The sequence below is a fragment of the Pseudomonas sp. S30 genome, from assembly GCF_016518545.1.
Taxonomy (GTDB): domain Bacteria; phylum Pseudomonadota; class Gammaproteobacteria; order Pseudomonadales; family Pseudomonadaceae; genus Aquipseudomonas.
The window spans coordinates 54,045-67,337 of record NZ_JACVTO010000020.1 but is presented as its reverse complement, the minus strand read 5'-3'; the positions used below and the strand labels follow the sequence as shown (position 1 = coordinate 67,337).

Sequence of the window (13,293 nt, the reverse complement as noted above, 5' to 3'; positions counted from 1 at the left end):
CGCCTGATCTTCTTCCTTGGCACTGACTGATGAACATCCACTTCCTGCATCCACTGCGCGCTGTTGCGACCACGCTTGCCTTGTCGATGAGCATGGTGGCTTCACCTGCGGCCGTCGCCAGCGTGGTAATCACCGGCACCCGGGTGATCTACCCCGGCGATGCTCGCGAGAAAACGCTCCAACTGACCAATGAAGATGCCTTTGCGAACGTGGTGCAAGCCTGGGTCGACATCGATGACCCGGCATCCAGCCCCGACACGGCAGATGCGCCATTCATGGTCAATCCGCCGGTGTCGCGCATGGCCCCTGGCAGCGGGCAGAGCCTGCGTTTGATGTATACCGGACCTGCCCTGGCGCAGGATCGCGAGTCGCTGTTCTATCTGAACGTACTGCAGATTCCACCTCGCAACACGGCCAATGGCGACCGCAACCAGATGCTGCTGATGCTGCGCAATCGGCTCAAGCTGTTCTACCGCCCGCCGGGAATAGTCGGTAGCGTCGACACGCTGCACGAGCAGTTGCGCTTTCAGTTGGTGCAAGGTGCCGAACGATGGTACGTCGAAGTCCGGAACGACAGCGGCTACCATGCATCTTTCGGCAGTGCGGCATTGCGTATCGGCGATCGGACGGTGGCGTTGCAGGCTATGATGGTGCCACCCATGAGCACCGTGCAGTGGGCACCCACGGCCATGGCGACACTGCCGGCTGGCAGACCTCAGCTGCAGGCGCAATTGATCAACGACTTCGGCGCGCGCATCGATATTCGACATGATCTCGCCCGTTGAGTGCCGTACCTCCCGGCCACGCCGCTGGCTGTTGGGCAGTGTCGCGCTGGTGTACGCGACGCTGGCCGATGCCGAATCGGCGTATCGCTTCGACGACGATCTGTTGATGGGCTCGAGCCTGGGCGGTGGGCAGTTGACACGCTTCAATCGCGCAGATCGAGTCGATCCGGGGCGTTACCACGTCGACCTGTACGTCAACGATCACTACGCGCACCGCGGCGATGTCGAGTTCCGCGAGCAGGGCCAGGCTGTGCAACCTTGTCTGACTGAGCAGTGGCTGAATCAGTACTTGGGCGTCAAAGCCAAGCCAAACGCCATGGCCAGTGGGTGCGTCGACCTGCCGGCGCGCCTGCCCGGTGCGACCTACACACTCGATACTGCGCGGCTGCGCCTGGACCTGTCGATCCCACAGGCATTGCTCGATCTCAAGCCGCAAGGCTATGTCGATCCCCGCCAATGGAATGCCGGGAGCAGCGTAGCTTTTGCCAACTACGACGCCAATGTCTACCGCTCCCGCTACCAGACCTCAGGCAGTGGCCAGTCCGACTATGGTTACCTGGGGCTGGACAGTGGTTTGAACCTGGGTTTGTGGAGGCTGCGCCACCAGTCCAACTACACCTACTCCCGCTATGACGGCAGGGTGACCCAGGCCTGGAACTCGGTGCGCACCTACGCTCAGCGCGCTGTTCCGAGCCTGCGTAGCGAGCTGACGCTGGGCGACAACTTCACGCGGGGCAATCTGTTCGGCAGTGCCGCCTACAGGGGACTGCGCCTGGAGAGCGACGACCGGATGCTGCCTGATTCCCAGCGCCAGTACGCGCCACAGGTACGCGGTACCGCCAGAGGCAATGCACGGGTGGTGATCAGCCAGAATGGCCAGAAAATCCACGAAACCACGGTAGCGCCAGGGCCATTCCTGATCGATGACCTTTACGGCACGGCCTATGGCGGCGATCTGGATGTCCAGGTGATCGAGGCCGATGGCGACGTGTCACGCTTCACCGTGCCCTTCGCCGCCGTGCCTGAGTCGATTCGCCCCGGCTTGTCGCGTTACTCGGCCACGCTCGGCCAAGTGCGACAGAACGAGCAGAACCAGGGCGGATTCGCCGAACTCACCTACCAGCGCGGACTCAACAATGCGCTTTCGGCCAACCTGGGCACCCGGGTCGCTGAAGACTATCTGGCCATACTTGGCGGTGGTGTGTGGGCGACACGCCATGGCGCTTTCGGCTTGAACAGTACTTTTTCCAGCGCCAGGATCGAAAACCATCAGCGCAACCAAGGCTGGCGCCTAGGCCTGAATTACAGCCGAACCTTCCAACCCACCCAGACCACGCTGACCTTGGCGGGGTATCGCTACTCCACCGAAGGATTTCGTGACCTGACCGATGCGCTTGGTGTTCGCCGTGCGAACAGACAAGGCCAGAACTGGGACTCGAACAGCTTCAGGCAACGCAATCAGCTGACGTTGTTGATCAACCAGGCCCTGGGCAGCTACGGCAACCTCTATCTGTCCGGGTCGTCCAGCGATTACTACGATGGCAAGAGCCGTAATACGCAGCTGCAGTTCGGCTATTCCAGCACGTGGCGTCAACTGAGCTACAGCCTGGCTTACTCCCGCCAGCAGACCACCTGGTATCGGGACATTGAGCATCCTGTCGAGACTGCCTTGGCGCCCCACCTCAGCGACCAGCACGGCAGTAGCCGCACCAACGCCCTGACCCTGACACTGTCGATGCCTTTGGGCATGTCCAGCCGCGCGCCAAACCTGACTTCGATGGTTGCCAGCCGCTCTGGCGACAATCGGGGGAACACGTATCAGACCGGCCTGAACGGCACCTTCGGGCAAGACCGCAGCACCAGCTATGCCGTGGCTGCAGGCCATGGCGACGGGGCTGCGGGGACCGACTGGAGCGCCAATCTGCAGCAGCAGGGCAGCCTGGCCACCGTGAATGCGGGCTACTCGCAAAGCGACAGCTATCGTCAGCTCAACGTTGGCCTGCGCGGCGCGGCGGTGGCACATGCGGGGGGAGTCACACTGGGGCCTTACGTGGGCGATACTTTCGCTCTGGTCGAGGCCAAAGGGGCCAGCGGCGCGGTCATCCGCGGTGGCCAGGGCGCCCGCGTGGACCGTGACGGCTATGCCGTTGTCCCGTCGCTGACCGCTTACCGCTACAACTCCATCAGCCTGGACCCCAGTGGGCTCGACCAGGAAACCGAGCTGTTGGAAACCGAGCGCAAGGTCGCGCCTTATGCTGGCGCTGCCGTGCACGTCACCTTCAAGACCCTCAGCGGTCATCCGTTGTTGATCCGTGCTCGTTTGAGCGACGGCTCATCCTTGCCGCTGGGCGCCGAGGTGTTCGACGACCAGGGCGTGAATGTCGGCATGGTCGGGCAGGGCGGCCAGGTGTATGCCCGCGCCGAAGGCGACCAAGGCCAGCTGAGCGTGCGCTGGGGCCCGCGTGTCGAGGACGGGTGCCGCCTGCCGTACGACATCAGGGCGCAAGCGCCCGTCGCACGACAGGCGCTGTGGCGCCTGCAAGCCACCTGCACCCTTTCAGGAAATGAACCATGAGACGCATTCTGCAGCTGTTGCCGCTGATCCTGTCGCTGCTCGGGCACGACACCTGGGCTACCTGTTACCGTGTCACAGCGGTGGGTTCGGCAACCACCACCGACCTGGCGGCCATCCGTCCGGGCGAGGGCACGGCCAGGGCCTGGCCTGGAGCGTGCACGGGCGCTTGCAATGGATCGATGGGCCTGCCCAGCGTGATCAATGTCAGCGATCCGAGCTTCATGCCCTATCCCGCGTTGATCGCCAGCTCGGTCACCCCCTTCACCCAGTACGGCGCAGCCGGCGGTTATGACCCGGAGCAGGTGCTGTTTCGCTGCGCAGCCAGCGACCCGGTCTATGAAATGTTCTCGCTCAACGGCGACGATCCCTACAGCGGCTGGTTCCAGGGCGGCGACAGCGTCGGCAATGGGATCGGCCTGCAAGCGGCTTACCGTACGGCCTGGCCGAACGTGCTACTGCGCCTGACCCACATGGAAACGGGGCAGTATTTCACCGACGTATGGCGCGAGCGGCTGCTGACCGGCCTGGACATCGACTCGCGAGGCTATCAGTTGGTCAAGGCAAAGAACCTCAGTGCCGTACGCGCCGAGTTGTTCAGCGCACCGATCGATCCCACCTACAGTTACTACAGCGCAACGACACCCTCGCAGATCTACGGCTATCCCGAGCCCTCCGGCTACATCGCGATCAAGGGGCCCGGGCTGAGCTACCCCACGGTGGGCCAGACGCACTATGGCAACTGGGCAGGCTGGTACGCCAACTGGCCTGGATCCCTGTCGCTGTTCAACAAAGTCACGCTCAAGCGTTTTCCCACTTGCGCTGTGACCACCGTCACGCCGTACGTGGTGTTCCCGAGCATGTCCCTGAACGAGGTGAACGCCGGCGGCAGTCGCGAGCTGCCGTTTCAGGTGTCTTTGCGGTGTCAGAGCGGTGCGGTCAATGGCACGGGTGTCAATGCCACGGCGCTGGGCATCAAGGTCTCCAGCGGTGCCTTGGCCGCCTCTTCTGCATTGGGCTTGCTCAACGCCCAAGGGGGTCTGTCGTATCTGGTCTCCGACCGTTACGGACAGCCAGGCATGGCTGAGGGTGTCGGCATTCGCCTGCTGCGTGATGGCAGCCCGATGACCCTTCTGGCGAATGAGGACTCAGCCAATGGCAGCGCTGCACAAGCCCGTGGCTGGTACCCGGTCATCGGCACCGGTGCCGACCAGACGGCCAGCGCGAGTGGCATCGTGCATTACACCGAAACGTTCCGTGCGCGGCTGGAAAAGCTGAGGTCCGGCACCCAGCCCACGGTCACGGCTGGTCGAATAGAGGCGACGGCGCAGGTGATCATCCGTGTCCAGTGAGCGCCTGCGTGTTCTCTTGGTGGCGCTGATCTGGACTGCGAGCCTGCAAGCCTGCGCAGGTGTGACGGCCGAACGCACCCGCCTGATCCTCGAACAAGGCCAACGTGAGGTTTCTCTGGCGCTGGTCAATCAGAACACCTATCCAGTGCTCGTGCAGACCTGGATCGACGACGGCGCGGTGGATGCCGAGCCCGATACCGCCGAGGCGCCTTTCATGCCCCTGCCTGCAGTGTTTCGCCTGGAGCCAGGCCAGCAGCGCAGTGTGCGGGTACTGGCCACCGGCCAAACCCTCGCCAGCGACCGTGAGTCGTTGTACTGGCTGAACCTCTACGAGATCCCGCCCAGAACCGACGCCGAGCCCGGCGATGGCCAGGCGCGGCTGACGGTCACCCTGCGGACCCAGATGAAGGTCATCTACCGCCCGACGGCGCTCAAGGCCGATGCCGAGCGCGCACCCGAGCAGCTGCGCTTCACCCGGACGGACAACAGCGTCCAGGTAGAGAACCCCACGCCTTACTACATCACGCTGGCCGACCTCAGCGTACGTGGCAGGACGATCACATCGCTGGGTGGTGCAACCCTGGCGCCGTTCTCCCGGCACCGGTTCGCGACTGTGGCGGCGTCCCCGAGGCCTGACGATGAAGTGGCCTATCAGTGGATAGACGATGGAGGCAACGATCAGCTGGCCACGTCCAGGTTGCGGTGAAAGCCGATGACCTCGCCTGAGAACGGGCCTTTTGAGATCCGTCTTATTCTACCGCTTCCTCAGCCCATCTAGCCTGGGTGGATGAACGCCGCACACTTGATCCCCACCGCCCACTGGAACCTGTCGACGCCGCTTACCGCACGCGCGCTCTTGCGGCTTTTTGCCATAACCCTGGTGGCCGGCGTGTGCGTCGGCGCCTACAGCTACCTGCGTCTGGCGCTCGATCAGGACATCTCGCTGCATCGGCGATACATGAATGAAGCGGTGTTCGATGCCCAGAGCTTCTTCGTCAGCCGCCAGACGCTGCTCAAGAGCCTGGGGCTATCAACCGTCCGTCACCGCGACGCGACACAGGCGGTGATCGGTGACATACCTGAAGAGGAGGTGCACTTGCGCCTGGGCAATGGCCGGGAGATCTGGAGTCTGTGGTTGACACGACGAGTGCTCGATCATCTGAGCGCCAGCCAGGTCAATCTGATCTACGTCCCGCATACCCGCGGCGGTCAAGTGCAACGTCTGTTCAGCTCGGTCTCGGCCGGCGAGACGACCCCTTTGGCCGATCTCGCGCCAGGCATCGTGCAACGGATACGCGATGCCGACGACGATCCTGCCCGTAACGAGCTATGGCTGACCGCTGCGGGTCGGCTGGATTCGCCCCTGTACCTCTTCATTCGTCTGGACGAGCGGGACCTGGCGTCCGGCTGGCTGGGCATCGAGGTAGAGGGACCTGACCTGATCAAGGCCTTGCAACACAAGCAGGCCGGTGATTTCAAGCTGCTCGATGGCAGTGGCCAGCTCATCGTCAGCAATGCGCTGCAACACCATGCGCCCGCCCGTTCGCTCAGCGAACAGCACAGGACCCACAGCTTCGGCTGGGAAGGAGGGCAGTGGCTGCCCGAGCGCCTGACGATTCGCAAGCCCCTGGACTATGCCGGTTGGCAGATCGTCTACAGCCTGCAATTGCGCTCGCTGTTGCCGGCGCTGGCCATGCCGGCTGCCCTGGCCTTGCTCAGCTGCCTGCTGACGATTTTGTCGATGCTGTGGTTGGTACGCCGTATCGAGCAGCGGCTGATCGCGCCGGCCGCGGCGCGCATCGACGCGCTGGTGGAAAGCGAAGCGTTCAGCAGTGCCGTGATCCGCATCGCACCTGTCGCCTTGTGTGTGCTGCGCCGTACCGACGGCGCCATGGTACTGGAGAATCCCCTGTCTGAGCGATGGCTAGGGCAGGGCGACGAGCGCGCACGGCTGTGCCGTGACTGGGTGGATCGCGCCTTTGGCCTGGCCAGCAGCAAGAGCACGGCCGAGGAGCAGCAGATGGCCGATGGCCGCCACCTCTACCTCAGTTATGCTGCCACCCGCTATCGCGGTGAGGAGGTGCTCATCTGCGCCTTCAGCGATATCACCGAGCGCAAGTCTATCGAATTGGCGTTGCAACAGGCGCGCACGCTGGCCGATGCCGCGAACGAGGCCAAGACGCTGTTCCTGGCGACCATGAGCCATGAGATCCGGACGCCGCTGTACGGCGTGCTCGCGACCCTGGAACTGCTCGGACGGACGCAACTCGACGATCGCCAGCGCGGCTATCTCGACGCGATCGAGGGGTCATCAGCCACGCTGTTGCAGCTGATTTGCGATGTGCTGGAGGTGTCGAAGATCGAAGCGGGACAATTGGCCCTTGAACTGAGCGCATTCTCGCCACTGGAACTGACCGAGGATCTGCTGCAGAGCTGCGCGGGCGCGGCGCAAACCAAGGGGCTGCAGCTCTTGGGTTTTCTCGACCCCGAGGTGCCGGTGCAGGTGATGGGTGATGCCACGCGCACGCGGCAGGTGCTCGGGAACCTGTTGAGCAACGCGGTCAAGTTCACCGCCAAAGGGCGCATCGTCGTGCGTCTGGACCTGATCGAGCAGGGCCAGCGGCAACTGCTGCGCTGGCAGGTGGTGGACACCGGCCAGGGCATACCTGCCGCTGACCAGGCGCACCTGTTCGAGCCGTTCTTCCAGAGCGGCAACCGTACCAATCTGGTGGCTGGCACCGGATTGGGCCTGTCGATCTGCAAGCGCCTGGTGGACTTGATGGATGGTGCATTACGGGTTTTCAGCGAACCGGGATTGGGCAGCAGCTTTGCCTTCACCCTGCCTCTGGAAGCGATTGCCGAGCACCCACAGCATGCCTGGGTCGAGCCGCTGCTCGATGAATGGGTGTACGTGGAGTGCGTCAACGTTCAGGTGGCCGAGCACGCCGCGGCCTGGCTTCGGCACTGGGGCGCCCGCGTGCAGGTTGGTGTGCCCGACATGACGCAGGTGCCCAGCGATGCCGTACTCGTCGAACTGTGCATCGACGCGTCCAGCCGGGTAGTGTGGCCGCAGTGGCCAGGCACGTGCGTGCTGGTCTGCGCTGACAGCCACGGCATGCTGAGGGTCACGCCGCGACGCTGGCACGTGGGGCTCAATAGCCTGCGCGGGCTCAACCAGGCGGTGAGTCAGGCGCAGGGTACGCCGCCTGCGGTGAGCACCGGCGCGCCAGCATCGCTGCATGAGCCGTCCCTGCACCTGCGCGTACTGGTTGCCGAGGACAACGTGATCAACCAACTGATCCTGCGCGATCAGCTCGAGGAACTCGGTTGTCGGGTGGTGCTCGCCCGCGATGGTGTCGAGGCCATTGCGCGCTGGCAGGAGGCGCCATTCGATATCGTCATCACAGACGTCAACATGCCGCGCATCAATGGCTACGAACTGACCGAGCAACTGCGACAACTGGGTTGTCGGGTGCCCATCATCGGCGCAACCGCCAACGCAATGCTCGATGAGGCCGAGCGTTGCCTGGGCGCGGGCATGGATCGGTTTCTGGTCAAACCCTTCACCCTGCACGCGCTGTATCAGTGCCTGCAGACCTCCCAAGGGAGCGCACCGTGACGGTCTATCGGGTGCTCATCGTAGAGGACCATCCTTTCCAGTGCCGCTCGCTAGCGGCCCTGTTCGAAAGCGTGGGTCACTTCGAGGTCGACATCGCCTGGGATGGCGCCTCGGCCCTGCAACGCGTGGCAGCGAGTTCTTTCGATCTGCTGCTCACCGACCTGATGATGCCGCACATGGACGGTATCCAGCTGATCCAGGCCTTGGCGCATCTACCTTCTCCTCCTGCGCTCGCGTTGATGAGCGCCGCTTCTCGACGCATGTTGATCGGCGCTGGGCAGGTAGCCAAGAATCTGGGCTTGTGCGTAGTAGGCCTGCTGCCCAAACCGCTGGGGGCGCGTAACCTGCTCGAATTGCGCGAAAGTCTGAATGAGCGCGTCGAACAGGCTCGGACATTTCGTACTCGCCCGACCGGCTGTCGTGCTCCGCAGACGCTCGCCAGTGCACTGGGCAACGGCGAGATACAGGCCTGGTTCCAGCCGAAGAAAGCGCTGCACGATGGCAACATCGTCGGCGCCGAAGCCCTGGTACGCTGGGTGCATCCGGCAGAAGGGCTGTTGATGCCGCGTGATTTTCTCGCCGATATCGAGCACGCCGAGCTGGAAGTGCAGCTGCTCACCAGCATGCTTGCGCAGACACTCAAGGCGCAGGCGCAGTGGACCAGGATCGGTCACCCGCTGCCGGTGTCGATCAATTTGCCGACCCACCTGCTGGACCAGGAAGGCCTGATCGAACGTCTGCTAGCCCAGGTCCGTCTGAGCCAGGCCAGGCCAAGGCATATCACGTTCGAGCTGACAGAGAGCTCCACCACACAGCAGTCGAGCAACTACTACGCCGGGGCGTGCCGCTTGCGGATGATGGGGTTCGGCCTGGCGCAGGATGATTTCGGCAAAGGCTACAGCTCATATTTCAACCTTGTCTCGACGCCGTTCACCGAACTGAAGATCGACCGCTCCCTGATCCACGGATGCGCCGACAATGAGCAGCAGGCGTCGGCGGTGCTGAGCATCGTGCAACTCGGACGCGAGCTGAACATGGTGACGGTGGCAGAAGGCGTGGAAACCCGTGCCGAGCTGGAGGTACTCAGGCGCATGCAGTGCCACCAGGTGCAGGGATTCATCGTCTCACCCGCGGTCAGCGCAGATGAAATCGGCACCCTGATCAGCGTGGAGCGACCGAGATCAATGCTATCTTAGTCAGGTAGCTAAAACGTTTCAGCTTGAAGATGAAGCCCAGGAGGGCGCTCGATGCGAGGATCTGACGCATCCGCTTCGCCATTCCACGATCAGGGCCATCGCAGCTATGAAGCACGCCAGTCTACGCCTGGATAAATTGGCGAAAAGTTCCCAGCGTCTCAACAAGGCCTTGGTGCTGCTCAGCGGCCTCCTGCTGCTGTTTTCAGGCGTCGGCTACTGGGCTACTTCGCGGTTGCTCGAGTCCGAGCAGCAGCGCGCGGCGTTCCACTTCGCACGCATGCTCGAGCTCATTACCGAGCACGAGACCTTTTTGCGCAGCGTGTCGGAACTGGAACCACGCCAGCCATCAGGGGTACAGCCGGTCGTGGTGGCAGTATCGCTGGAAGCTGATCGCCGCAGGTTGCTCGAGGCGCGTGCCGCGGAGCTGTCCACGCCTTTTTCACTGGCCCACGGGGAAGCTCTGCGGCCAGAAGATCTGCGTGACGCCTTGAGTTGGGGGGCACGCTTTGCCAGTTATTATGGTGATTTCTGGGCGGGCTCGTCCGGTGCCTCGCCGCAGGTGTTCGTATGGACGGCAGAGGGCCAGGCCAGCTTGGCCATACCTGCTGTCGGCCATCGTCGCCAGCATCTGCAACTGACCGCGCCGCAGTTCGAGCGCGTCGTGGGCCGACTTGAACAACTGAGCAGTCGGCATGCCCTCCCGGTGGACCGGCGCGTGCACTGGATACGCGCGCCTGCGGGTCTGTATGAGGGTAGCCACAACCTGGTCGCGACTACCCGGCTGGACACCAGCGGCGTTCTGCCTGCGCCCAGCCGGGGCGGCGGCATGATGCTGGCCGCGGTGGTGGACACATCGCGAATGGATGAGTTCGACCGTGTGCTGCAGCTTTCGGTACACAACCAGTTCTCCCTGATTTCGCCGGATGGCGAAACGGTGATGGGCGAGCCCAACGAGATGGCATCGACGCCTCCGGGCCTGAGTTTCGACAGGTATAGCCTGCACTTCAAGATGGTCTCGACCGGTGAGCGTCGTTGGACTGGCGTGTATTCGATCACCTACCGGGAGTTCCTGCGCTATGCCAGATGGCCTCTGATGGGGCTAGGGCTTACCCTCATCGTCGTCATGCTGGCCGCCCTGTGGATCAATCGCTGGTACCGCACGCGTATCGTCGCGCCCGCGCGACGGGCGCAAGACCGGCTGTTCGAGAGCGAGGCCTTCAACCGGAGCATGCTTCACAACGCCCCGGTAGGGTTGTTCGTACTACGCCAGAGTGACTTTCAGTTGCTGCTGGAAAACGAGCGCGCGAGCGAACTTGGAGGTACCGAGACAGTCACCCGTCTGCTGGTCGACCACCACAGCGATCAGCCGCCGGGTGAGATGACGCTGCTGCTCGCGGACCGCTATCTGCAGGTGGTGGTAGTCGCCACCCGTTATGAAGGGCAGGACGTCTTTCTCTGCGGCTGCAACGACATCACCCAGCAGGTGGCCGAACAGCTGCTGTTGAACCAGTCCCACCGCCAGGCAAACGCGGCCAATCAGGCCAAGACCGTGTTCCTCGCCACCATGAGCCACGAGATCCGTACACCGCTGTACGGCGTCCTGGGTAATCTGGAGTTGCTGGCCCTGACCGAAATGAGCGAACGCCAGCGTCAGTATCTGGATGTCATACAGAGCTCGTCGACGGTGCTGTTCCAGCTCATCAGCAATGTGCTGGACGTATCGAAGATCGAGTCTGGGCAAATGGCCTTGGAAGTGGCAGCTTTCGATCCCGAAGCGCTCGTCGAGGACGCGGTGCTGGCGTTCACTGCCACCGCCCATAACAAGGGGCTGGAAATCGAGGCCGAGCTGGACCCGGACTTACCCGGAATGATCGAAGGTGATGCTGTTCGTATCCGGCAGATCCTCCATAACCTGTTGAACAATGCGATCAAGTTCACCGACTCGGGGCGGGTGCGTCTACGTCTGATCGTTCAGGAGCGCACTGAGCGTAGCGTGTCCCTGCAATGGCAAGTGACCGACACCGGTGTGGGTGTGCCGGAGCTCGCGCTCGGCGAGCTGTTCAAGCCGTTTTACCAGACCGCGGCCGGGCAGGGCGGGTGCGGTGCAGGGCTGGGGCTGTCGATCTGTGCGCGCCTGAGCGAGCTGATGGGCGGGCGCATGCGCGCCGTCAGTGAGCCCGGGCTTGGTAGCAGCTTTTCCTTGCTGATCACCCTGCCGGTGGTCGACACGCCCGGCCCTGCGCAGACCGGGACACCCTTGTGGTCGGGTGTCGGTGAACCCTGCCTGAACATGCGTGTTCTGGTAGCCGAAGACGACCCGATCAGCCAGGCCGTGATGCGTGAACAGCTAGAAGCGCTCGGTGCCTTGCCCACCGTGGCGAGCGACGGCCAGCAGGCGTTGCAGACCTGGCATGCGCAGCCATTCGACCTGGTGATCACCGACATCAACATGCCGCGCCTGAGTGGATACGAATTGGCGCGTACGCTTCGCGCTCAAGGTGCCAGTGTGCCTATCATCGGGGTGACCGCCAATGCCCTGCGTGAAGAGGGGGCGCGTTGTCTGGCGGTGGGCATGAACGCCTGGGTGGTGAAACCCTTGAGCTTGAACATGTTGCGTCAGGCGTTGCTGTCTCAGTGCAGAAGCCGGAACACGCTGGAGCACGTATCCTTCGCCGTGGACGATCCAAATCAGCAGACGTCGGACTGGATCGAGCTGTCCCCGCAGATGCGCCAGTTGATGGGCGAAACCCTGATGGCCGACATCGCCCAGCTCGAACAGGGCCTGCAGCACGCGGACTCGCTGGTACTGCAACAGCGCCTGCACCGGCTCAGCGGTTCGCTTGCAACAGTCAATGCCCAGCCACTCTACCGCCTCTGCCAGCATCTGGAAAAAACCTTGCACGATGCGCCCTTGACCGATGCATTGGCCAAGGACATCGAGACCTTGTGCGCGCGGCTGCTCGCGGTCGCACGCTACCTGCTGGCCCATTCTCCATCGAGCCCCAGTCCATGAGCCAAACCCTGAACAGGCGTGCATTGAACGTCGTTCTCGCCGATGACCACCCTATCGTCCTGCTCGGTGTGCGTGAAATCATCCACCGTGACCAGCGCTACAACGTGGTCGGTCAGGCGCATACCTCGTCCGAGCTGATCGAGCAACTCAAGGCGCACCGGCCAGAGGTGCTGGTTACCGATTTCAACATGCCGGGCGATCCGACCTACGGCGATGGGCTCAAGCTGATCGAGTACATCCTGCGCCACTTTCCCGCGACCCAGGTGCTGGTACTGACGATGATCTCCAACAGCCTCATCCTGTCGCGTCTGCATGAGCTAGGCGTGGCGGGTGTGATCCACAAGAGTCATCTTCACGGGGAAATCGAAAAGGCCTTGCACGCCATCAGCGTGCAACGCCGGTATCAGAGTCCGGGAATGGAAGCGACTTCAGTGGTTCGCCACCGAGAGCAGGTCCAGGCGCGTTTCGAGCAACTGTCGCCGCGAGAGGTGGAGGTCTTACGGCTGTTCGTTGGCGGGCTCAGCGTTGCCGACATCGCCCGGCACCTGTCGCGCAGCAACAAGACGGTGAGCGCGCAGAAGGTGTCGGCCATGCGCAAGCTTGAGGTGGAAACGGATCAGGCTTTGCTGACCTACTGCATCGAGGCTCGGTTGTTTCAATGAAGGTGGACCGATTCAGGCAGGCCATTTGTCCCCGGCCAGGCGTACCCGTCGAAGTCAGGCTGTCGGCGGGGTAGCGAGTCCACCTCGTGGATCG

Annotated in this window: 8 protein-coding genes; all 8 read left to right on the top strand. The window is 63.0% G+C overall.

Annotated features, from left to right (window positions below):
* Positions 1 to 86: 86 nt before the first annotated feature.
* The 8 genes from IAE34_RS19810 (at position 87) to IAE34_RS19775 (ending at position 13,199) form a co-directional block, all read left to right on the top strand.
* Positions 87 to 785 carry a fimbrial biogenesis chaperone gene (locus tag IAE34_RS19810; RefSeq protein ID WP_233631262.1) on the top strand — a complete coding sequence of 233 codons (699 nt, stop codon included), beginning with the start codon at positions 87 to 89 and terminating at the stop codon, positions 783 to 785.
* Positions 769 to 3,360 carry a fimbria/pilus outer membrane usher protein gene (locus tag IAE34_RS19805; RefSeq protein ID WP_200140641.1) on the top strand — a complete coding sequence of 864 codons (2,592 nt, stop codon included), beginning with the start codon at positions 769 to 771 and terminating at the stop codon, positions 3,358 to 3,360. The genes IAE34_RS19810 and IAE34_RS19805 overlap by 17 nt, the downstream gene beginning before the upstream one ends.
* Positions 3,357 to 4,709: a fimbrial protein gene (locus IAE34_RS19800; RefSeq protein ID WP_200140640.1), complete on the top strand. Its 1,353-nt coding sequence runs from the start codon at positions 3,357 to 3,359 to the stop codon at positions 4,707 to 4,709. Before IAE34_RS19805 ends, IAE34_RS19800 begins: the two co-directional genes overlap by 4 nt.
* Positions 4,699 to 5,415 (top strand): fimbrial biogenesis chaperone, encoded by a 717-nt coding sequence (locus IAE34_RS19795; protein ID WP_200140639.1) that lies wholly within the window; start codon positions 4,699 to 4,701, stop codon positions 5,413 to 5,415. Before IAE34_RS19800 ends, IAE34_RS19795 begins: the two co-directional genes overlap by 11 nt.
* Before the next feature lie 81 nt (positions 5,416 to 5,496).
* Complete coding sequence (locus tag IAE34_RS19790; protein ID WP_200140638.1) at positions 5,497 to 8,328, top strand: ATP-binding protein; 2,832 nt, start codon at positions 5,497 to 5,499, stop codon at positions 8,326 to 8,328.
* Complete coding sequence (locus tag IAE34_RS19785; protein WP_200140637.1) at positions 8,325 to 9,524, top strand: EAL domain-containing response regulator; 1,200 nt, start codon at positions 8,325 to 8,327, stop codon at positions 9,522 to 9,524. Before IAE34_RS19790 ends, IAE34_RS19785 begins: the two co-directional genes overlap by 4 nt.
* Before the next feature lie 106 nt (positions 9,525 to 9,630).
* Complete coding sequence (locus tag IAE34_RS19780; protein ID WP_200140636.1) at positions 9,631 to 12,537, top strand: response regulator; 2,907 nt, start codon at positions 9,631 to 9,633, stop codon at positions 12,535 to 12,537.
* The gene (locus IAE34_RS19775) at positions 12,534 to 13,199 is read left to right on the top strand and encodes a response regulator (protein ID WP_200140635.1); all 666 of its coding nucleotides are present in this window, start codon (positions 12,534 to 12,536) and stop codon (positions 13,197 to 13,199) included. Before IAE34_RS19780 ends, IAE34_RS19775 begins: the two co-directional genes overlap by 4 nt.
* Positions 13,200 to 13,293 lie beyond the last annotated feature (94 nt).